This window comes from Nocardia sp. NRRL S-836 (assembly GCF_001279525.1).
Taxonomy (GTDB): Bacteria; Actinomycetota; Actinomycetes; order Mycobacteriales; family Pseudonocardiaceae; genus Lentzea.
The window spans coordinates 96,856-116,457 of record NZ_LGDY01000002.1 but is presented as its reverse complement, the minus strand read 5'-3'; the positions used below and the strand labels follow the sequence as shown (position 1 = coordinate 116,457).

Genomic DNA, 19,602 nt, shown 5'->3' with positions numbered 1-19,602 from the left:
AGCCGCCGTGGTGTTCCGCCGCGCGTTCCATCCCGTGTTCCGCCGCGCGTTCCGTCCTGTGTTCCGCCGCAGCCTCGAGTCGCGCGAGGCCGAGATCGCCCGCAAGGTCTTCGGCGACGCCCTCGACCTCACCGCCCTGACCCTCGCCGAGGGCGGCTTGCTGGGCAGCTTCGGCGTCGCCCGCACGTTGCCGCGGCTCGTCACCTTCCCGCGAGGCATCCTGACCACGCCGCAGAACCAGGCCCGGTACGAACGCTGGCTCGTGCACGAACTGACCCACGCGTTCCAGTACCAGCACGGCCGGAGCGTGCTCAGCCTGCTGCCGACGGCGTTCGCCGGGTTCTTCGTGAAGGGGCTTTACGACTACGGCGGCGTCGAGGGGCTGCGAGGGAAGGTGTTCAGGGACTTCAACTCCGAGCAGCAGGCGAACATCTTGGCCGATTATTACTACCTGAGCACTTACTCGCCCGGCTGTGATCTGTCGGCTTACGAGCCGTACGTGGAATTCGTGCGTTCGCAGGTGAGGTGAGCGCGCCGGCTGCCGGGTGCGGGAAAAAGATCAAGCTCCGAGCGCGTTGCAGCTGGTCAGTGCTTGATTCACCCGGCAAAAGGTGGTGTCCAAGGCAGGATTCGAACCTGCGACACACGGTTCAGGAAGGCAAGTGGGCTGGTCTGCGGCTCATGCCTGCTGACCTGTGGGTTCGTTTGCATCCGTTCTGGCTTGGCATAGCCAGTCCGTGAGGAGTTCGTGGTCCGTGGGCGGTCACCCCGCTCGCCTCGCCCCCGCGGCGGACACGGTGTTGGTGTTGTCGGATGAGGCTGCACGTTTCCAGACTTGACCTCACACTGTGAACCGCCGTCATACTCGCGTGAGTGCAAGACGGAGAGGGCGGTTCATGGATAGGTCGGTAGCGAACCAGCAGCCAACTGTCGAACCGACGAGAAGTATAGGTTCCGCAACCCCCTCTCTGAGCAGGTGGCCGCAAAATATCATGATGGTGATTGTGCTTTGTCTGGGGGTTATTTCGCTTTCCTTGATAGTCATGTGGGCACCGCAACGCATCGTCAATGATGGTCAAGCGAGAACAGGCGCTCCTAGTCTCATGTCTGCTGCCGAGCGTCTCAGTGCAGAAAATAATGTTCGAACAAGTCTCATACAGGCGTTCGGCGGATTGGTGCTCCTGGTCGGAGTTTTTCTGACTACGAGGCAGCTTCGCATCAATCGAGAACAGCTCGCGGCAAACTGGGCACAGCAAGATCTGACTCGTCAAACAAGCTTTGCTGGCCTTGAAGCGTCTCGAAAAGCGCAGCAGGGTGAGACCTTAACTCGCGCGGTAGATCAGCTTGGAAGCGACAGTGCTACAACTCGCCTCGGCGGTGTTGCATCGTTGGATCTACTGGCCACAGAGGATCCCCGGCTTCGTGACCTGACAATGGAGATTCTGTCTGCTTTTATCGCTTCGTCATCACGGGCTGACTCCACGAAGTGGCTCCCAAAGGGAAGCGCTGATGGCGCTGTTGAGGGACTAACTAACGACGAAGCGACAGGTTGGTGGGGAGAGCCGGCGCGAGTTCCAAGGGTAGAGGTCCAGCTTGCGCTCACAGTGCTCGGTCGATTGCGCGAAGGTCTTGAGTCTGATCTAGAGGAGTTGCTGGGCGTCCAGCACAGGAGTCTGTTCAATCTGGACTCTGCGAATCTTGCTGGCGCTCGATTCTCGATTGGAAATTTCGATGGCGCTACGTTCCGGAGGGCAGACCTTAGTGAGGCAAACCTGTCTGGCGGGCGCTTCGAGGGTGCGGTTTTCTTTTTGGCCAACTGCTCACGGGCGAACTTTTGTGGAGACTTCTCAGGAGCACACTTTGGTCAAGCCTTGATGGTTGGGGCCGACTTCCACGGCGCGGATCTTCTCGCGGCTGATTTTGAGGGCGCATTTCTGTGTGCCGCGCGATTCACCAGGTCTGATCTACGTGGTGCAAATTTTGCTAACGCGATACTGCATGTTGAAGGCGAGCACCATGCAGACTTCAAAGGTGCTCGCGCGGACGCGGAAACGGTGTGGCCGGAAGGGTTTGACCCTGCATCAGCTGGCGTGCTCATCGTGGAGTGAAATGGATGGGTCGTCTTGTGCGTCCGCCACTCGTCGAGCTTACCGCCTCCTTGACCGGCACCTTCGCTTCGGTTTCGGTTCAAGAACCGCGGAGACGACTCGCCCGGCCGCACCGTTGCGGTGGCAAGGCAGCGTAGCCGTCGCGGCAGCCGAGCGCTAGGAGCCGCAAGTCCAGGTGCCCCTCACGGCGCTCGTCCGGAGCTGCTGGCCAACGTGGCTATGAGGGCTCGTTGGGGTGGCCAAGACTGAAGGATGGCGCGTAGCGCCGCCCGGCCGACCGACGCAGTGAAGCGGATGCCGGGAATGCCGGGATGGAAAGTGTTCGCTGTATGTGCGAGCGTGCCGCCAGGGACGGCCTTGATCGATGAGCGGGACATAACTCACTGGGGTGTAACGCTGCCGTCCTTCCTGCCTATGTGCAGATAGGACGGCAGAAAGGCGTGTCATGCCTCCGGAGAAGTTTCTGTGGTGGACGCAGACAGGTTGGGCAGGCGTCGGCGCGATCGTGTCTGCGGTTGCAGTCATCGGCGCACTCATCGCGGTTGCGGCGGCGTTCAAGCAAGTTGGTGCTGTCAGACGGGCGCACGAGGATCAGACACGACCACACATCGTCGTTGACTTCGAACCCAACCCGACCTGGTGGATGCTCACGGACTTCGTGATCAAGAACATCGGGCAAAGCTCGGCGCTGGATGTACGTGTCTCAATGGATCCGGCGCCTGAGCGAACGATGGAGAAGGGTGAGCGGGAGAAGTTCGCTGACTTGAGGATGCTGAAGGAGCCTATCCAGACCTTCGCGCCGGGGCGTGAAATCCGTGCGTTCTTCGACAGCATGATCGACAGGCTCAACAGTGATCTTCCTATGGTTTACACGGTCACTGTGACTTATGGGATGCCGGACTCGGAGCAACGATGGGAAGAGAGCCACGTTCTGGACCTGAATGTTCAGAACGGGAGCGAGCAGGTCACGGCGTATGGCCTCCACGATGCGGCTAAAGCCCTGCGGGAGATCGGGGACCTGCTGAAGCGCTCTGATGTGCTCAGGGGACCTATCGCAGTGATCGCTGAAGATCGAGAGGTGCACATTCGCCGCTTGCAAAACGAGCGTGAGGCGAGGCTTCAGCAGCGAGTGCAGCGGATGGCGGAAACTGCGGCAGAAGCCCAGCGGCATGACGAGGTTGACGGGACTGAGGGGAACGTTGATGAGTCAGATGAGCCGGATGGCGAAGAACCTCCCGGCGTCGGGGCGAGCTCTCCAGAGCCAGTCCGTGGTGAGTCCGTAGACGGCGGCAAACAGGGGCAGATTCCCGCTGACGGTGACTGACCAAAAAGATCAAGCTCCGACCGCGTTGCCGCTGGTCAGAGCTTGATTTCACCCGGCGAAAGGTGGTGCCCCAGGCAGGATTCGAACCTGCGACACACGGTTTAGGAAACCGATGCTCTATCCCCTGAGCTACTAGGGCTGGCGTCAGCAGTCTACCGGTCCGCCACCACGGAGTTGACCAGACCCCACCAACGCCCACCATCACGCTCGGTGAAGAACCAGCCGAGACGGGTGCGGCCGTTGGAGGGAAGTGAGGCAGGCCACCTTCACCAGGCGGGAAGCGTCGGGTACGCAGGGGGCGTGAGCAGACCCTGGCCCGACTTTCGTCCTGGCCCGCTGGGCGCCGCCAAGGCTTGGTGGCGGCGGCGAGTTCCGAGCAGGCATGAGGACTACACCTACGTGCCGCCGGTGAGCAGCCATCAGCAGGAGTTCGCGACGCCGTTGCCCAGTGCGGTCTACGGGTTGGACTTCCAGCTGAAGATGAACGTCGTCTGGCGGTTCGACCTGACCACCGGGTTGCGGCACAACTCGCCGAAGAGCGCGGCGATTCATCACGTCGTGCAGCGCGCCACGGAGATCAGCGCCACGCGGATGTTGGTGCACCACGCGGCGTTGCAGGTGCACCTCGGGGATGAGCTGGCGCGGGAGCAGCAGGTGCCGGGGACGCACGTGTGGGCGCGGGCGGAGCAGGTCAAGGTCGAGGTGGACGACGGTGACCTGGAGATGGCGCGCAAGCACATCGAGTTGTTGCGGAGCTCCACGTTCAAGCTGGCTGAGCGCGACATCGAACGGCAGGAGATCCGGTACCTGCGCGACGAGGTGCTGACGGACGTCGGCACGGCGACGATCTGGTGGTTGCAGCGCAACGGGTACCGCGTCGAGGAGGCGGTGAAGTTGTCGGACGAGCTGGCGCAGCTCGTGCGGATCGCGCAGCAGCAGCCGGCGAAGCACTGGGCGGAGTCGCTGATCAGCAGTGTGGAGAAGGCGTTGCCGGAGCTCGGGGATCAGCACCGGATGGAGCTGCAGCAGCACCTGGCGAAGGCGTTGAGCGTGTACGGGGGCAGCCGGATCGCCGCCGAGTTCGCCGACCAGGTCGGGTTGCCGGCCGGGGAGCAGCAGCAGGGTGGTGTCCACAACGGACAGAACAACGGGCATAAGTAGAGGCCGCCGACCCCTGGGGGTGGATCGGCGGCCTCATCTCGAAGGTCTACAAGCTGTAGACCTCAAGCTCGTACAGCGAGTATCCGTAACGCGTGGCCCGCTGGGTACCCGTCATTCGGAGGTATCTCGCGTCCTGTGCCGTGAACGCTACGACATCGTCGCCGCCGTCGCCACTGGTTGTCGAGAAAACGTTCCGCCAACTCGTTCCGTCGCCGGACAGTTCGATTCGGTAACCACTGGCGTAGGCCGATTCCCAGTGCAACACAGCGCGACCGACCCGTTGCACTGAGCCAAGGTCCACCTGGATCCATTGGTTGTCGTTCCAGTCGCTGGCCCAGCGTGACTGCGGGTTGCCGTCGATCACGTGCTGTGGCGGGAGGTTGTTCCAGCCGGTTTCGTGCGACGACGCGGTGGCGGTGGCCGTTGTGGTCGAGGCCAGGTTGGTGATGTTCTGGCCGCGGCGCGACGGGAACTGCACGACCTGCTGGTAGGTCGGGCGGTTCTGCCAGTGGATCTTGTCCTGGGTGATGCCGCCCATGGCGCGGTGGATGATCGTGTCGGCACACCACTGGTCGCCGGCGGCGCAGTCGGCGTCACCGGGGTAGACCTGGTTGGCGGGCTTGGCCACGGCCTGGCGCAGCGAGTCGAGCAGGGCCGTCCGGCAGCCGGACAACGTGCCGCCGCCGCAGTAGGTCTGCGGGAACGCGCCCTGCACCGGGTCGCCGAGGACCTTGCGGAGGTCCTTGTCGACGTAGCCCCACCAGCCGTACTGGAACGAGGAACCTTTGTGCGGCGCGGCACCGTGCGTGTCGGACGGGGCCTCGTCGACCTGGATGGCGCCGACCAGGGCGTTGTAGAGGTCGGTGCCCAGCGTCGGCTGGAACTGCGCGGCGACCAGCAGCGGCCACCACGCGTCCAGCACGCGGATCGCGTCGGCGTGGCCGTAGACCTTGCTGCCCTTGCTGGTCTCCTTGCGCAACGAGCCGGAGCGCTGCCAGTCCTTCAACTGCTGCACGACCGGCGCCAGTGTCGCGTCGACCGGTGCGGACTCGATCACCCGCAGCAACTCGGGCAGCACCTGTTCTGCGCGCAGGTCGGCCACCGCGGCCTCGGCCATCGCCTTGGTCAGCGCGGCGCGGGAGACCTTCTGGCCGGAGGAGATCAACGCGCGGACGCGGCCGTCCAGCAGGTCACCGCGGTGCACCGCGCTGTGGCCGAAGCCGCCGAACGTGAAGTCCTTGGCCTGCTTGTTGTTCCACGAGATGTAGTAGTCCTGGTTGATCGAGTTCGGGTGACCGGCGAACGGCAGGTACTGCGCGGTGTTCTCGTCGCCGTCGAAACCCTGCCACTCGTACTCCGGCCGCGCCCACGTCGGCAGGTTCGGGTCCACAGTGGACTTGCGCAGCGGGTTGAGGCCCGAGTTGAAGTACGCCGTGTCCTTCGAGTCCGCGTAGAACCAGTTGAACGCGTACCCGATCTTGTCGGCCGCCCGCTGGAAGTCGGCGGCGGAACGGATGGCCGTCGGGTCGTTGATCTCCTGGAAGCCGATGATCGAGTCGACCTCGTGCAGGTAGGTCGAGCGCAACGTCGTGTACGCCACGACCTTCCCGCCCACGGTGGCGCGGCTGGCGACCAGGCCGTACTTCGTCCGCCACATCACCAGCGTGTACGACCCGGCCGGAGTGCCGTCCGCGACCGTCGGCTTCCACGCGTTCTTGCGCTCCAGCCGTTCCATCGGCAGGCAGGCGCCGCGGTACAGGTAGTGCTGCGACGCCTTCGTGGCGGGCGAGCCGTCGGGGTTGCACAGCTCCACGGCGTAGGTGTCGATGATGTCCTGCGAGGCCGACGTCGCGCTCCACGAGTAGTCGACGCCGCGGCCGAGCTGCACGTACATCGACACACCCGCGAAGGACACGCCGCGCGAACGGATGCCGGGACCGTTGAGCTCCTGCAGCATCAGCAGCTGCGGCGCGAAGTAGCCGGTCTGCGGTCCCCACACGGCGACCGGGTTGCCGGAGTCGGTGTAGGCGCCCGACACGGCCAGCGCGTTCGACATGCCGTGCTTCTTGTTCAACAGGTCCGCCGGCAGCACGCCGTCGTTGAAGATCCCGGAGGCCTTGGCGAGGTCACCGGAGGCGGGCACGGCCACGGCCGCCCCGGTGCCGCCGACCTCGTCGTAGATCAGCCGCTCCGGCGTGATGCTGCCCGCGTCCGGAAGTGCCACGCCGGCGGGGGAAGCCGAGGACGCCGCGTACGGGAAGGACTGTCCGTTGTGGAGCGTCAGCACGGCCTCGGGGTCGTTCTGCGCCCGGAAAGCCTTCCACACCTGCTCGCCGACCGTGGCGCCGTAGCGGTTCTGCGCGGCCAGCTTCACCAGCGCCGACTGCACCTCACCGCCACCGCCCGCACCGAACAGGCCGCCGACGACCGCCGCGATCGCCACCATGTCGGTCGCCTTGAACGGCTGGATGTCGTTCCAGTTCGTGATCGCGTCCGCGTGACCGGTCAGCACGTACTCGCCGGGGAAGTTCCGCGCGTTGACCGCCTGCGTCAGGTAGGCGTTGATGCCGGCGATGTAGTCGTTGACGTCCGCCAGCGCCTGCCGGCCGCGGTCACCGTTCTTGGCCGCAGCGGTCTCGATCTGCTTCTGCAGGTCCGCCTCGGTGTACGGGATCTGGTTGTAGAAGCTCTGCTCCAGCACGCGGTTGCCCGGCGCGCCGCCCGCGAAGCCGCTGAGCTGGCCGCGGCCGAGGTGGCGGAACAGGTCCATGAGCCACATGCGGTCCTGGCCCGCCGCGTACCCGGCGCCGAACATCGTGCCGGAGCGGGTGGTGCCGGTGATGTGCGGCATGCCGATCTTCTTGTCGCGCACGATCGTCACGTCCGCGCGCGGCTTGACCGTGCTCTCGACCTGGTCGGCGGGCACGCCGAACGACGCGTCGTTGAAGAAGTCGGTCAGCTGGGCGTTGCTGAGCCCGCTGTAGCCGGCGACGAGGGCGTCGTACTTGCCGAGCTGGTCGGCGGAGTGCGCGGGCCGGGTGCCGAACGCCTTGTGGCTGAGGATCTCGGCGAGCGTCGCGTTGCCGTTGTTGCCCGGCGGCACGATGTCACCGCACTGGCCGAGGCAGTAGTCGTCGGCGGCGAACGCCGTCTCGCGCGGCTCGGCCTGGACCGAGACGCTGGGAACGATCATGAGGGAGGCGGTGACGGCGGCGGTGGCCAGCAGGGACGTCACCGGATTGGCTCTCCGCATGCGCGAAGCTCCTCTCCGTGCAGGGCAGGGCTGATGTGGCGCAGATTACTTTCGAGCCGCCTATTGCGAAAGAGCTTCGTGTTTTTCTAATCATTTCGACATGCGCTGTATCGATCCAGTATGCGACTAAGATCCACATGATCCGCCGACGCGCGTTTTTGACGACCCTGGCCGTGACCGCTGTCCCCGCCGCGCCCGCCGCCGCCCTGGCGGCACCGCCCGCCGTCCCCGTTCATTCGTGCGCGGACTGGGGTGCTCGCCCACCGGCAGGCTTGATCGAGGTTGTGAACCGCAAGCCGCAACGCATCCTGATCCACCATTCCACCTCGCCGAACCTGGATGACCAGTCGATAGGCCGGGCCTATGAGCACGCTCGGTGGATCCAAAACGTTCATATGGACCAAAACGGCTGGGTCGACTCCGGCCAGCACTTCTCGAACAGCCGAGGTGGGATCGTCGTCGAGGGCCGGCACGGCAGCCTCGCCGCGCTCGAGAGCGGCACCAGCATGGTGGCCGGCGCGCATTGTCCAGGCCAGAACGACGTCGCCATCGGAATCGAGAACGAAGGCCTCTACATGGACATCTCTCCGCCGGTGACGCAGTGGGAATCACTGGTGGCCTTCTGCGCACACCTGTGTTTCCGGTACGGCATTCCAACCAGTGAGATTTTTGGCCATCGGGACTTCACCGTCACTCAGTGTCCCGGTGATGCCCTCTATGCACTGCTGCCGCGCCTACGCAGCGAAGTCACCGCGCTATTCCGGTAACTGTGAACGCCTCCCGTCATCTCGAAAAACCGTTACCACATGATGAGATAACTGAGAATTAACGTGACCTTCGGCCTGTGTACGCGAAGATCACGCTCATGAGGGAGCACGGAACGCCAATGCGGGAGGCGTCGTGATCAAGGTTCTGCTGGCCGACGACGAGGACCTCGTCCGTTCCGGCCTTCGCATGATCCTGAGCAGCGTTGGGGACATCGAAGTCGTCGCCGAATGCGATGACGGACACCTGGTAGCCGACCTGGCACGCCAGCACCGTCCTCACGTGGTCCTGCTCGACATCCGGATGCGCACCTCGGACGGACTCGTGGCCCTGCGGAGGCTGCGAACCCTGCCCGAACCGCCTCGGGTGTGCATCCTGACCACGTTCGACGTCGACGAGTACGTCTCGGAAGCGCTCAGGCTCGGAGCCTCGGGCTTCTTGCTGAAGGACACGGAACCGGAACAGCTCGTCAAAGCCGTGCGCGACCTCGCGCGCGGGGGCGCGGTCCTCGACCCCGGTGTCGCGGCACGCGTCCTGGCCGCCGTCGCCGACGGCGAACGAATGGCCGAACCGGCGCGCAGGCTGCTGGCCTCGCTGTCGGAACGCGAGCGCGAGGTGCTCGTGCTGATCGGTCAGGGCATGTCGAACGCCGAGATCGGCGGCACGCTGCACCTGTCGGAGGCGACGGTGAAGGGGTACGTGTCGTCGGTGCTCGGGAAGATCGGTGCGGTCAACCGGGTGCAGGCGGCGCTGGTCGCTTATCGCGGAGGGTTGATCGCCTGAGGGTCGGTGTTTGCCTGAGGTGGGTTGATCGTCTGAGGTCGGTTGCTCACCTGAGTCGGTTGCTCACCTGAGGCGGGTGCTCACCTGAGGTGGGTGCCGCTTGAGGTGGGTTGGTTGCTTGGGGTAGGTCCGGATGCCTGGCTGTGGGATTCCGGCTTTGGGTTCGGGGCTTCCCCAGGGGACTTTCCTGGTTTCAAGATCTGGAGTTGTCCACAGGCTGTCGAGTCGCTGACCTGCGGGGATGCGGAGTTCGGTAGCCTGTGGACAGCCGGGGAACTGAAATCGCGGGTTGTTCGTTCCGCATGAGGAAGTCGCGGGGGGAGCGGGCCGGAGGTTGCGGGCTGCGAGTGTTGGCGCGCGAGTCCGCGGGCCGCGATCCACGAATTCACGGGCTGCGATCGACGGATGTGACTCACGAACTACGGGTGGGACTCACGAGCTGATCAGCCGTCGGCTGTGAGCAGCTGTGGGAGAGCAGGGGCACGCCGGTCTGACCGGGGTGCGGCGGACTGGGCGGCGGACCGTTGGGCAGCGGACCGGGTGTGGTGCGCGAGGTGTGAACTGACCGCGCGGCCTGCCGACCGTGGCGCGCGAGGTGTGACCGGACCGCATGGCCTGCCGACCGTGGCGCACGAGTTGCGACGGGATCGGTGTGAATCGCCCGCGCGCGGGTACGAACCGGCCGCCGCGTCGGACAGGCAGTGGCGAATCCCGCCACCGCAGTCGCGAACCGGCCATCGCGTCGGGTACACGGCGGTGACCACCGCCGCCGCGACCCGCGCACCGGCGACCGCGATCGCGGACCGGCGACTGCGAACCGGCGACGCCGGACTGGCGACGCCGGACCGGCGACTGCGGACCGGCGACTGCGGACCAGGCCACCGAGGTCAGTTGCCGGACACGATCTCGGGCACCTCGTCCACCGACGGTTCGACCTCCACCCGGTTCCGGCCGTGTCGCTTGGCCCGGTAGAGCGCCATGTCCGCGGCCGCGAAGAGCTGGTCCAGCTTGGCCGGGCCGGCTGCCACGCCGATGCTGACGGTGGGGCGGCGGACTGTGCCGAGGACCATCGTCCAGTCGTGGCCGTCGACGGCTGCGCGGATGCGTTCGGCGACGTTGGGGCCCACGTCCAGGTTCGGGCCGGTGTCGCCGAGCAGGACCACGAACTCGTCGCCAGCCCAGCGGGCGACGAGGTCGTCGGAGCGGCATTCGCGGCGCAGGAGGGTGGCGATCTCGCGGAGGGCGGCGTCGCCGGCGGCGTGGCCGGCGTCGTCGTTCACGCCCTTGAACCAGTCCACGTCGACCAGGACGAGCCAGGGGACGCGGCCGCGGGCTGCCGTTGACTCCAGCAGGGCCTGGGCGGCGCGTTCGAGGCCCAGGCGGTTTGCCAGGCCGGTCAACGGGTCGCGGGCCGCGGCTTCCTGGGCGGCCACGGCGAGGCGTTGGGCCTGAACGGCCACGCGGCGTTGTTCGAGGGCCTGGCCGAGGCCCTCCTGGAGGGTTTCGGTCGCGGTGCGGGCGGCCACCATCGAGCGGCGCAGGGCTTCGGCTTCGCCCACCGCGTCGCCGAGGGCGTGGCAGATGTCGGCGAGCTCGGTGGAGAAGCGCAGCAGCAGGGAGGTGTCGTTGATGCGTTCGGCGTTGGCGACGGCGCGGGCCGCCAGGGTGCGGGCCTCGGCCAGGTCGTCCTTCTCGCGGCGGACGACGGCGAGGACCCAGTTGCCGACGGAGATGCCCCACAGGTCGGTGGAGTCGAGGGCCAGGCGGAGGGTTTCCTCGCCGAACTCCTCGGCCTTGTCGAGTTGGCCGACGCCGGCGAGGGAACGGCCGCAGGCGCCCATCAGGGCGCGGCGCATCTTCTCGTCCTTCACCAGGCCCAGGCCCTCCTCCAGGTAGGCGAGGGCCTCCTCGAAGATCGCCGGTGCGGCGGCGGGCGGGCCTGAGCAGGCGCGGAAGTTCAGCGAGCCGCCCAGGCGCTGCAGGCAGCGGGCCAGGGTGTCGGTGTTGCCGGCGCGGCGGGCCACCTGCACCGAGAGGCGCAGCATGTCCAGCGACGCGCGCCGGTTGCCGATGCCCTCCATGAGGTAGCCCAGGCCGGCCATCGTCTCGGCGACCGCGGGGCTGTCGGCGCGGTCGGTGTCGAGGTCGGTCCAGCCCTCCGCGGCCAGTTCCAGCGCGAGGGGGATGCGGCCGAGGCGCCACGCCATGACGGCGCGGTTCACCAGGACGGCGGAGCGCACCCAGCGGTCGGCGCCCGGGGACACCTTGGTGACCACCTCGTCGAACAGGCTGTTCGCCTCCGGCTTGCGGCCAGCGTCGAGCAACGCGCGGACCTCCCGGTCCAGCCGCGGTATCTCGCCCGCTACCAGCGGATCACGCTGCTCCACTCGTTCATCGACTCCGTTCCGACTCGCCGAGCGGCCTGCACAGGCTACCGGGACGGTCGCGCCCCGTACCGATCGTGGTGCAGGACGTCATCAAGGGGTAGTCGGTTGCGCCAACCGTGACGTTCCAGATCGGGCGTCTCGGGCAGGGATCGGACCGGACCCACGCACAGCCACGCCACCGGACGCACCCTCGTGGGGATGTCCAGCAGACGGCGCAGCACATCTTCCCGGTAGAAGCTCACCCAGCCCACACCGAGGCCCTCCTCGGTCGCGGCGAGCCACAGGTTCTGGATCGCCAGACACACCGAGTACAAACCGGCGTCGGCGATCGCGTGCCGGCCCAGCACGGCGGGCGAGCCGCGGTCGGGGTCGTAGGTGACGACGATGCCGAGCGTGGACTCCATGACGCCCTCGACCTTGATCCGCGAGAACACCTCGGCGCGGCCGGAGTCGAGGGTGGACTCGAACACGCTGCGTTCGGCCTGGACGTGGTCGCGGAACGCGCGGCGGGTCGACTCGTCGCGGACCAGCACGAAGTCCCACGGCTGGGAGAGGCCGACGCTGGGTGCGGCGTGGGCGGCGGTCAGGACGCGGCGCAGCACGTCGGGTGGGATCTCCGCGCCGGTGAACTCCGCGCGGGTGTCGCGGCGGCGGTGCACAACGTCGTACAGGTTCATTCGCGTGATGGTGCCTCACACGAAAGCACCAACTTCACACCGGAGAGGTGGCGCGGATCTCAACTTCGCGATATGGACCAGTGATGAGAAGAATGGCGGGTGGTTACGGCTCGGCGCTCGGATTCGGCGGCGGAGTCGGTGTGACCACGTTCACCGGCGCCTGGCCGGTCTTGACGCTCATCCTGCTGGCAGCGGTCGTGGTGGTGGTCTCGCTGCGCACGACGGTCATCGGTGCCGGCCTGGCCGCGCTGCAGTGCTGGGGCCTCTACGCGACCTTCCTGGTCGGTGTTCGTGGCGATCTCACGGTCGACGAACACACGACCTGGGTGCTCGCGTTGCTGGTGCAGCTCGCCGCGCTGGCCTTCCTGGCCAGCGCGGCAATCCGCGTTATCGCCCTGATGACGGGTACGGCAGCAAAGCCATCTCCCGTGCGTTCTTGATCGCGGTGGCCACCTGGCGCTGCTGCTGCGGCGTCAGGCCGGTCACCCGGCGCGACCGGATCTTGCCCCGGTCCGAGATGAACTTGCGCAGCAGCGTGACGTCCTTCCAGTCGACGACCGCCACGCCCTCCTTCGCGAGCAGGTTCTGCCTGCGCTTCACAGGCCGCAGCGGCTTCACCAGCTGGCCTTCGACACGCCGGGGAGCTCGCCGCGGTGGGCCATCTCCCGCAGCCGCAACCGCGACAGCCCGAACGCGCGGAAGTAGGCGCGCGGCCGTCCGTCCACGACGTCACGGTTGCGCAGCCGGGTCGGCGACGCGTCGCGCGGCAGCTTCTGCAGGCCCCGCAACGCTTCCGCGCGCGTCTCCGGGTGCCGCAGCAGCTCCTTGAGCTCCGCGCGCCGGGTCGCGTAGCGGGCCACGACCTCGCGGCGGCGCCGGTCGGCGGCGATCTTCGACTTCTTGGCCATCAGCGCTCCTCCTTGAACTCGACGTGCCTGCGCGCCACCGGGTCGTACTTGCGCAGCACCAGGCGGTCCGGGTCGTTGCGGCGGTTCTTGCGGGTCACGTAGGTGAAGCCGGTGCCCGCGGTCGACCGCATCTTGATGACCGGCCGGACGTCGTTGCCCCTCGCCATCAGACGCGCACCCCCTGAGCGCGCAGCCGAGCCACCACGGACTCGATGCCCTGCTTGTCCACGGTCTTGATGGCCTTCGTGGACAGCGTCAGCGTCACGAACCGGTTCAGCGACGGCACCCAGTACCGCTTGCGCTGGACGTTCGGGTTCCAGCGCCGCCGCGTCTTGCGGTGCGAGTGCGAGACGCGGTTGCCGAAGCCGGGCTCACGGCCCGTCAGCTGGCAGCGCATGGGCGACCTCCAGAGATTGAAACGACATTCGTTTTCATCTACGGTAGCGCACATGGAAACCGTTGTCGTCATGGTGGCGGGGCTGGCCGACCACGACGTGGCCGTGCGGGTGTGGCGTGACCGGCCGGGATCGGTGCTGGTGCGGCACGTCGCGACGCCCACGTCGGTGCGGCGCTGGGTCGACGGCGTCGCGACCGAGGTCGAGCTGCTGCACGGCTGTGTGTCCTGCACCGTGCGAGAGGACCTCAGGGCGCTGCTCGGCGACCTCGCCGGTCACGCGGTCGTGCTGCACCTGGACCCGTTGCTGGAACCGGACGTCGTGCGCCGCGACCTCGGCGTCGACGTGGAGTGCGTGCTCACCGTGCTGGACGCGGCGACCTGGCTGGACGACGCGCTCGGCGACGCCTCGATGGTCAGCGACCGGCGCACGGTCGCGCAGGTCGTGGTCGCCCAGGCCGAAGCGGCCGATGTCCTGGTCCTGCAAGGAGATGCCGACGAACGCACGCTCGCCGTGCTCGACCGGCTCGCCCCCGGCGCCCACCGCTGCACGCCCGACGCGCTGGTCGTCCAGCGCGGCGCACGCCCGCGGATGATCCCGCTCGTCCCCGAATGCGGTGTCTCCACAGCGGTGTTCACGGCCGACCGCCCGTTCCACCCCAGGCGGCTGGGCGACGCGCTCGACGCGTTGCTCGACGGCACGGTCGTGCGCTCGCGCGGGCGGCTGTGGGTCGCCGACGAACCCGACACCGCACTGCACCTGGAGTCCGCGGGCGGCGGGCTGCACGTCGGCGCCGGCGGGCCGCGCGACGGCAGGACCACCCAGATCGTGGCGATCACCGTCGGCGAACCGGACGGCATCACCGCCGCGTTCACCGACGCGCTGCTCACCGACGACGAACTGTCCTTCGTGGACTCGATCAGGAAGCTGAACACATGAAGCCCGGCATCCACCCCGACTACCACCCGGTCGTCTTCCAGGACGCGTCCACCGGCACGACGTTCCTGACCCGCTCGACGGCCACCTCGAACCGCACGATCGACTGGGAGGACGGCAACACCTACCCGTTGCTCACCGTCGACATCACCGCCGACTCGCACCCGTTCTGGACCGGCACCCAGCGGCTCGTCGACACCGCGGGCCGGGTCGAGAAGTTCAACCGCCGCTACGGAAAGCGAGAGCGCTGATGGCCGTCCCCAAGCGCAAGACCTCACGCTCCAACACCCGCCACCGCCGTTCGCGGTGGAAGGCCACCGCGCCCGACCTCGTGCGCGTGCGGACGCTGGACGGCAAGGAGCTCCTCGTCCCTCGCCGCCTCGTCGCCGCGTACAAGCGCGGGCTGCTTTAGGGGGTCAGCTGGGTCGTCCCGTCCGGTGAGTCGCGCCACTGGACGAAGGGGCGGTCCAGTCTCCACCCCGTCCCGTCGTGGTCGAGCACCCGGTTCTCGCAGGTGTCCACATTGGACAGCGACTCGAACAGCTCGATGCTCCACCCGAACAACCGGCGGCACAGCAGCCTGATCGTCAGGCCGTGCGACACGACCAGCACCGTCTTCGGGTGCTGGTCGTCCTGGTGCAGCCGCACCTCCAGGCCGTCCAGGAACGCCGCCACCCGGTCGTCCACGTCCGCGCCGGACTCGCCGTTGGGCAGCCGGAAGAAGAAGTGCCCGAACGCGTGCCGCTGGTGCTTGAGCACCTCCTGCTGCACCGGGTCCTGCAGGTTGCCCCAGTCCTGCTCGCGCACCCGCGGCTCGGTGACGACCCGCTCCGCGTCGATCCCGAGCAGCTCGAACGTCCGGCGGGTGCGCTGGTACGGCGACACGTAGGCCGCGACCGGGCGATCACCCGCCAGCTCCCTGATCGTCGGACCGGCCGCGCGGGCCTGGCGTTCGCCGAGCTCGGTCAGCGGCAGGGCGTGGTCGGGGATGCGGCAGTAGGCGAGCTCGTCGACGTTGCCGAGGCTCTGGCCGTGGCGCAGCAGGATGATCCGCACCTCACCATCGTGCCCTGCGCCCGCCGGTGCCGTCGGCGTTACAGTGCTCGGCGAGTCGAGGAGGATGCCGTCACATGATCAAGTACATCGCGCTGTACAAGAAGCCAGCCAACCCCGAGGGCTTCGACGAGAAGTACTTCGAAACGCACCTGCCGATCGTCGCCTCGGTGCCCGGCCTGGTGCGCGCCGAGGTCGCCAAGGTGCAGCAGGTGTTCCTCGCCGGGTTCCTCGGTGACACCGAGCCCCACCTGATCGCCGAGATGTACTTCGAGTCCCCCGAGTCGATGCGGGCCGCCGTGCAGACGCCGGAGTGGGCGTCCTCCGGCGCCAACCTCGCCGAGATCGGCGGCATGGAGCTCGTGGCGATGTTCAGCGCCGAAGTGGTCCAGCCGTGAAAGCCGTGGTCATCGGCGGCGGCACGATGGGCGCCGGCATCGTGCACCTGCTGCTCGCCCACGGCCACGAGGTCACGCTGGCCGAGGCCGACGCCGAACGCGCCGAGCAGGGCAGGCGTGCCGTCCGGCAGTCGCTCGACAAGGCGCAGGCCAAGGGCAAGCTCGCCGACGCCGACGCGGTGTTCGCGAACCTCGCCACCGGCGCGCTGCCCGCGGACGCCGAGCTGGTCGTCGAGGCCGTGCCGGAGAACGTGCCGCTCAAGCAGAAGGTGCTCGGCGACGCCGCGCAGAGGTGCCCGGACGCCGTGCTCGCGTCCAACACCTCGTCGCTGTCGATCTCCGAGATCGCCGCCGGGCTGCCCGGCGAACGGGTGCTGGGCATGCACTTCTTCAACCCCGTGCCGGTGCAGCAGCTGGTCGAGGTCGTCCACCACGACGGCGTCGACCCGGCCAACGTCGCCAAGGTCCGCGGCTGGGCCGAGGAGATGGGCAAGACCGTCATCGAGGTCAGGGACTCACCCGGCTTCGCGACGTCCCGCCTCGGCGTCGCCGTCGGCGTGGAGGCGATCCGGATGCTGGAGGAGGGCGTCGCGACCGCCGCCGACATCGACACCGGCATGAAGCTCGGCTACCGCTGGCCGATGGGCCCGCTGGAGCTCACCGACCTGGTCGGGCTCGACGTGCGGCTCGCCATCGCCGAGCACCTCGCCGAACAGCTCGGGCCACGCTTCGAGCCACCGGCGCTGCTGCGCGAGAAGGTGGCCCGCGGCGAGCTGGGCCGCAAGACCGGCCAGGGCTTCTTCACCTGGTAGACAGCCGATCCGTGCACATCCGTGAGTACGTCGAAGACGACCTGGACGCGGTGTTCCGGCTCCGCAGGCTCGCGTTCAACTCCACCGAACGGCCCGAGCAGCTGGTGCGGCCCGGCACGCACGGCCTGGTCGCCGAGCTCGACGGCCGGGTCGCCGGCGTGCTCGGCATCGGCGCGTTCGCCCAGTTCTACGGCGGCGCCGCGGTCCCCATGGGCGGGATCGGCGGCGTCGCCGTGGACGGCGCCTTCCGCGGCCGGGGAGTCGCGGCGGCGTTGCTGGACGCGGCGATCGGCGCCATGCGCGAGCACGGCCAGCCGGTCTCCGCGCTCTACCCGACCGTGCCGACGCTCTACCGGGGCTTCGGCTGGGAACGCGCCGGGCGCTTCGAGCAGGTCGAGCTGCCGATGGACCGGCTGCTCTCGGTACCCGCCCCCGACGAGCTGATCCCGTCCCGCCCCGCCGAGGAGGGCGACCTCGCGGCGCTGCACGACTGCTACACCGAGGTCGCGCGGACGATCGACGGCATGGCCGACCGCCGCCCGCCGCGGATCGACCCGGCCAAGGTGCTGGAGATGGACCTGGTGAGCGTGCTGCCGGGGCCCGACGGGCTGCGCGGCTACCTGACCGCGAAACGCGAGCCCGGCGGCGGCGACCTGGGGCGGCTCAAGGTGTTCGACCTCGTCGGCGCCGACCTCCAGGCCCAGCTGAACCTCCTCGCGTCGCTGCGGTCGTGGGCCGGCACGCTCGACGCCGTGGACCTGCGGGTCGTCGACCCCGCCACGATCGACCTGCTCGGCGCGACCCCGCTGCGCTACTCGGTGTCGACCTCCACGTGGATGCTGCGGGTGGTCGACCTGCCCGCCGCCGTCGCCGCACGGGGCTGGCCGCCGGTGCCCGACCTCGCCGTCGACCTGGAGGTCGTGGACCCGCGGGCACCCTGGCACGCGGGCCTGTGCCGGATCGTGGCGACCGACGGCGTGGTGCGGGTCGAACCGGGCGGGTCGGGCGCCGTGCGGCTGCACGCCCGCGCGCTGGGGCCGTGGTTCTCCGGCCTCCAGAACACGCACGCGTTGCGCCGCGCGGGACTGCTCGACGGCGACCCGGCCGACGCGGCGCCGCTGGACCTGCTGGCCGCCTCCTCGGGGGTGCCGCGGCTGGCGGACTTCTTCTGACCGGATGCGCGCGTCCGGGTCCGCACCGGCACCCGTCCGAGTGACAATGAACGGCATGCCGGGGGAGATCAGGAACGCACGGTGGTACCCGAACGGGCACCCGCTCTGCCGCGACCTGGAGCCGGTCGCCGCCGCACAGGACCTGCTGGACGAGCACTTCCCGCTCGCACGGGCGGCGTTCCTCGGCGGCAGCGCGGCGTCCGGGGACTACACCGCGAACTCGGACCTGGACATCATCGTGATCATCGACGGCCTGCCGGGCGCGTACCGGGAGACGTTCGTGCACCGCGGCTGGCCGGTCGAGCTGTTCTGCCACACCGTCGAGTCGTTCCTCGACTTCGTCGCCCGCGACACCAAGGAACGCCGCCCGCCGCTGCTCAACATGTGCGCGGAGGGCCGCATGATGCTCGACGCGGACGGCACGGGCGCCCGGCTGAGGGCCGAGGCGCGCGTCCTGCTCGACGCCGGTCCGCCGCCGGCGACCGTCACCGAGCTCGAAGACCGCCGCTACGCCGTCACCGACATGTTCGAGGACCTGGTCTCCGCACGCGACCCCGACGAGCTGCTCTTCGCCGCCGCCGGGCTGCTGACCGGCGCGGGCGAGCTGGCGCTCGTCGTGCGCAACCGGTGGCTCGGCCACGGCAAGTGGCTGCTGCGGCGGCTGCGCGAGGCCGGCGAGGGCGAGCTCGTCGACGCCTACCGGTCGCTGGTGCGCGGCGAGGACCCCCGGTGGTTCGCCCAGTGCGTGGAACGCGTGCTGGCCTCCGCGGGCGGGCGGCTGGAGGCCGGCTACCGCCGGGAGGCACCACCCCGCTGACCGGTTACCCTTCCCGTTCGTGCTGCTCATCGCCCTTGAGCTGATCGGTATCGCCGTCTTCGCCGCCTCCGGCGCGCTGGCCGCGGTGCGGGCCAAGCTGGACGTGTTCGGCGTGGTGATCCTCGCGCTCACCACGGCGCTGGGTGGCGGCATCATCCGCGACGTCCTGCTCGGCGTGCACCCGCCGTCGGGCCTGCGGACGTGGCCGTACCTGGTGGTCGCCGGTGGCACCGGGGTGATCGTCTTCTGGTTCCACCCGCAGGTCGCGAAACTGCGGCGGTCCGTGCTGCTGCTCGACGCCGTCGGCCTCGGCCTGTTCGTCACCTCCGGCACCACGACCGCGCTCACCCTCGGTGCACCTCCGTACGCCGCGTGCCTCATCGGCATGACCACGGGCATCGGCGGAGGCGCCGTGCGCGACCTACTACTACGAGAGATCCCGTTGGTGCTCAGGCGCGAGATCTACGCCGTCGCGGCGCTGGCCGGAGCGGTGGTGGTGGCGGTCGGCGAGTGGGCGCGACTGCCGAAGGGCCTGGTCGCGCTGACCGGCGCGTCGATCATCATCGTGATCCGCCTGGTGGCCCTGTGGCGGAAGTGGAACGCCCCCGTCGCCAGGGGTCTCGACGGCTGACGGCAACTAACATCGAACTCAC

At 68.3% G+C, this 19,602-nt stretch carries 23 protein-coding genes and 1 tRNA gene; 15 read left to right on the top strand and 9 right to left on the bottom strand.

Translation table 11 applies throughout. The features are described from left to right. Window positions 1-7: 7 nt before the first annotated feature. The 3 genes from ADL03_RS02620 to ADL03_RS02615 all read left to right on the top strand — a co-directional run bounded on the left by ADL03_RS02620 (window position 8) and on the right by ADL03_RS02615 (window position 3,432). The gene (locus ADL03_RS02620; RefSeq protein ID WP_053731731.1) at window positions 8-529 is read left to right on the top strand and encodes a hypothetical protein; all 522 of its coding nucleotides are present in this window, start codon (window positions 8-10) and stop codon (window positions 527-529) included. A 463-nt stretch (window positions 530-992) separates the two neighbouring features. Further along, entirely contained in the window at window positions 993-2,108 is a 1,116-nt protein-coding gene (locus ADL03_RS44985) for a pentapeptide repeat-containing protein (protein ID WP_197288020.1), read from the top strand. Between the two features lie 445 nt (window positions 2,109-2,553). Continuing rightward, window positions 2,554-3,432 carry a hypothetical protein gene (locus ADL03_RS02615; protein WP_157527856.1) on the top strand — a complete coding sequence of 293 codons (879 nt, stop codon included), beginning with the start codon at window positions 2,554-2,556 and terminating at the stop codon, window positions 3,430-3,432. 63 nt (window positions 3,433-3,495) lie between these two features. On the opposite strand, the gene ADL03_RS02610 is transcribed toward ADL03_RS02615, so the two are convergent. After that, window positions 3,496-3,571, bottom strand: a tRNA-Arg gene (locus ADL03_RS02610). 161 nt (window positions 3,572-3,732) lie between these two features. Between ADL03_RS02610 and ADL03_RS02605 the strand changes: the two genes are divergently transcribed. Further along, window positions 3,733-4,593, top strand: coding sequence for a hypothetical protein (locus ADL03_RS02605; RefSeq protein ID WP_053731729.1), 861 nt, complete (start codon window positions 3,733-3,735; stop codon window positions 4,591-4,593). Between the two features lie 46 nt (window positions 4,594-4,639). Here the strand turns inward: ADL03_RS02605 and ADL03_RS02600 are convergent, their stop codons facing one another. Beyond that, the gene (locus ADL03_RS02600; protein WP_082372820.1) at window positions 4,640-7,846 is read right to left on the bottom strand and encodes a penicillin acylase family protein; all 3,207 of its coding nucleotides are present in this window, start codon (window positions 7,844-7,846) and stop codon (window positions 4,640-4,642) included. A gap of 17 nt (window positions 7,847-7,863) precedes the next feature. Between ADL03_RS02600 and ADL03_RS02595 the strand changes: the two genes are divergently transcribed. Continuing rightward, window positions 7,864-8,613 (top strand): peptidoglycan recognition family protein, encoded by a 750-nt coding sequence (locus tag ADL03_RS02595; protein ID WP_157527853.1) that lies wholly within the window; start codon window positions 7,864-7,866, stop codon window positions 8,611-8,613. 133 nt (window positions 8,614-8,746) lie between these two features. Further along, entirely contained in the window at window positions 8,747-9,394 is a 648-nt protein-coding gene (locus ADL03_RS02590) for a response regulator transcription factor (protein ID WP_053731728.1), read from the top strand. 887 nt (window positions 9,395-10,281) lie between these two features. On the opposite strand, the gene ADL03_RS02585 is transcribed toward ADL03_RS02590, so the two are convergent. Further along, window positions 10,282-11,781 carry a diguanylate cyclase gene (locus tag ADL03_RS02585; protein ID WP_053731727.1) on the bottom strand — a complete coding sequence of 500 codons (1,500 nt, stop codon included), beginning with the start codon at window positions 11,779-11,781 and terminating at the stop codon, window positions 10,282-10,284. Window positions 11,782-11,825: 44 nt separating this feature from the next. Beyond that, complete coding sequence (gene bluB, locus ADL03_RS02580) at window positions 11,826-12,458, bottom strand: 5,6-dimethylbenzimidazole synthase (protein WP_053731726.1); 633 nt, start codon at window positions 12,456-12,458, stop codon at window positions 11,826-11,828. Between the two features lie 140 nt (window positions 12,459-12,598). Between bluB and ADL03_RS46530 the strand changes: the two genes are divergently transcribed. Beyond that, window positions 12,599-12,898: a hypothetical protein gene (locus ADL03_RS46530; protein ID WP_157527851.1), complete on the top strand. Its 300-nt coding sequence runs from the start codon at window positions 12,599-12,601 to the stop codon at window positions 12,896-12,898. On the opposite strand, the gene rpsR is transcribed toward ADL03_RS46530, so the two are convergent. Genes rpsR through rpmB form a run of 4 tightly spaced genes read right to left on the bottom strand, consistent with a single transcriptional unit; the run spans window position 12,846 to window position 13,763 of the window. Further along, complete coding sequence (gene rpsR / locus ADL03_RS02575; protein ID WP_053731725.1) at window positions 12,846-13,079, bottom strand: 30S ribosomal protein S18; 234 nt, start codon at window positions 13,077-13,079, stop codon at window positions 12,846-12,848. The genes ADL03_RS46530 and rpsR overlap by 53 nt on opposite strands. Further along, window positions 13,073-13,366 (bottom strand): 30S ribosomal protein S14, encoded by a 294-nt coding sequence (gene rpsN / locus ADL03_RS02570; protein WP_053731724.1) that lies wholly within the window; start codon window positions 13,364-13,366, stop codon window positions 13,073-13,075. The genes rpsR and rpsN overlap by 7 nt, the downstream gene beginning before the upstream one ends. After that, complete coding sequence (rpmG, locus tag ADL03_RS02565; protein WP_053731723.1) at window positions 13,366-13,533, bottom strand: 50S ribosomal protein L33; 168 nt, start codon at window positions 13,531-13,533, stop codon at window positions 13,366-13,368. The genes rpsN and rpmG overlap by 1 nt, the downstream gene beginning before the upstream one ends. After that, window positions 13,533-13,763 (bottom strand): 50S ribosomal protein L28, encoded by a 231-nt coding sequence (gene rpmB, locus ADL03_RS02560; protein WP_053731722.1) that lies wholly within the window; start codon window positions 13,761-13,763, stop codon window positions 13,533-13,535. Before rpmB ends, rpmG begins: the two co-directional genes overlap by 1 nt. A gap of 52 nt (window positions 13,764-13,815) precedes the next feature. On the opposite strand from rpmB, the gene ADL03_RS02555 reads away from it, so the two are divergent. From ADL03_RS02555 to rpmF, 3 genes are read left to right on the top strand one after another with little or no spacing between them, the layout of a single operon-like run. Then, window positions 13,816-14,700: a GTP-binding protein gene (locus tag ADL03_RS02555; protein WP_053731721.1), complete on the top strand. Its 885-nt coding sequence runs from the start codon at window positions 13,816-13,818 to the stop codon at window positions 14,698-14,700. Continuing rightward, window positions 14,697-14,948 (top strand): type B 50S ribosomal protein L31, encoded by a 252-nt coding sequence (locus tag ADL03_RS02550; RefSeq protein ID WP_053731720.1) that lies wholly within the window; start codon window positions 14,697-14,699, stop codon window positions 14,946-14,948. The genes ADL03_RS02555 and ADL03_RS02550 overlap by 4 nt, the downstream gene beginning before the upstream one ends. Then, window positions 14,948-15,109, top strand: coding sequence for a 50S ribosomal protein L32 (gene rpmF / locus ADL03_RS02545; protein ID WP_053731719.1), 162 nt, complete (start codon window positions 14,948-14,950; stop codon window positions 15,107-15,109). The genes ADL03_RS02550 and rpmF overlap by 1 nt, the downstream gene beginning before the upstream one ends. Here rpmF and ADL03_RS02540 read toward each other — a convergent pair. Then, window positions 15,106-15,753 (bottom strand): histidine phosphatase family protein, encoded by a 648-nt coding sequence (locus tag ADL03_RS02540; protein ID WP_053731718.1) that lies wholly within the window; start codon window positions 15,751-15,753, stop codon window positions 15,106-15,108. The two genes, rpmF and ADL03_RS02540, sit on opposite strands and share 4 nt — an antisense overlap. A gap of 74 nt (window positions 15,754-15,827) precedes the next feature. Between ADL03_RS02540 and ADL03_RS02535 the strand changes: the two genes are divergently transcribed. From ADL03_RS02535 to ADL03_RS02515, 5 genes are read left to right on the top strand one after another with little or no spacing between them, the layout of a single operon-like run. Then, window positions 15,828-16,148 carry an EthD family reductase gene (locus ADL03_RS02535; protein WP_053731717.1) on the top strand — a complete coding sequence of 107 codons (321 nt, stop codon included), beginning with the start codon at window positions 15,828-15,830 and terminating at the stop codon, window positions 16,146-16,148. After that, window positions 16,145-16,960: a 3-hydroxyacyl-CoA dehydrogenase family protein gene (locus tag ADL03_RS02530; protein ID WP_082372819.1), complete on the top strand. Its 816-nt coding sequence runs from the start codon at window positions 16,145-16,147 to the stop codon at window positions 16,958-16,960. The genes ADL03_RS02535 and ADL03_RS02530 overlap by 4 nt, the downstream gene beginning before the upstream one ends. Before the next feature lie 11 nt (window positions 16,961-16,971). Then, complete coding sequence (eis, locus tag ADL03_RS02525; RefSeq protein WP_053731716.1) at window positions 16,972-18,132, top strand: enhanced intracellular survival protein Eis; 1,161 nt, start codon at window positions 16,972-16,974, stop codon at window positions 18,130-18,132. Window positions 18,133-18,187: 55 nt separating this feature from the next. Next, complete coding sequence (locus tag ADL03_RS02520; protein WP_197288019.1) at window positions 18,188-18,949, top strand: nucleotidyltransferase domain-containing protein; 762 nt, start codon at window positions 18,188-18,190, stop codon at window positions 18,947-18,949. Between the two features lie 19 nt (window positions 18,950-18,968). Next, window positions 18,969-19,580, top strand: coding sequence for a trimeric intracellular cation channel family protein (locus ADL03_RS02515; RefSeq protein ID WP_053731715.1), 612 nt, complete (start codon window positions 18,969-18,971; stop codon window positions 19,578-19,580). Window positions 19,581-19,602 lie beyond the last annotated feature (22 nt).

Coding starts and splice junctions, on each gene's coding strand:
- ADL03_RS44985 (WP_197288020.1), top strand. CDS start 993: ATGATGGTGATTGTGCTTTGTCTGGGGGTTATTTCGCTTTCCTTGATA.
- ADL03_RS02615 (WP_157527856.1), top strand. CDS start 2,554: ATGCCTCCGGAGAAGTTTCTGTGGTGGACGCAGACAGGTTGGGCAGGC.
- ADL03_RS02600 (WP_082372820.1), bottom strand. CDS start 7,846: ATGCGGAGAGCCAATCCGGTGACGTCCCTGCTGGCCACCGCCGCCGTC.
- bluB (WP_053731726.1), bottom strand. CDS start 12,458: ATGAACCTGTACGACGTTGTGCACCGCCGCCGCGACACCCGCGCGGAG.
- rpsN (WP_053731724.1), bottom strand. CDS start 13,366: ATGGCCAAGAAGTCGAAGATCGCCGCCGACCGGCGCCGCCGCGAGGTC.
- rpmG (WP_053731723.1), bottom strand. CDS start 13,533: ATGGCGAGGGGCAACGACGTCCGGCCGGTCATCAAGATGCGGTCGACC.
- rpmB (WP_053731722.1), bottom strand. CDS start 13,763: ATGCGCTGCCAGCTGACGGGCCGTGAGCCCGGCTTCGGCAACCGCGTC.
- ADL03_RS02555 (WP_053731721.1), top strand. CDS start 13,816: ATGGAAACCGTTGTCGTCATGGTGGCGGGGCTGGCCGACCACGACGTG.
- ADL03_RS02550 (WP_053731720.1), top strand. CDS start 14,697: ATGAAGCCCGGCATCCACCCCGACTACCACCCGGTCGTCTTCCAGGAC.
- rpmF (WP_053731719.1), top strand. CDS start 14,948: ATGGCCGTCCCCAAGCGCAAGACCTCACGCTCCAACACCCGCCACCGC.
- ADL03_RS02535 (WP_053731717.1), top strand. CDS start 15,828: ATGATCAAGTACATCGCGCTGTACAAGAAGCCAGCCAACCCCGAGGGC.
- ADL03_RS02520 (WP_197288019.1), top strand. CDS start 18,188: ATGCCGGGGGAGATCAGGAACGCACGGTGGTACCCGAACGGGCACCCG.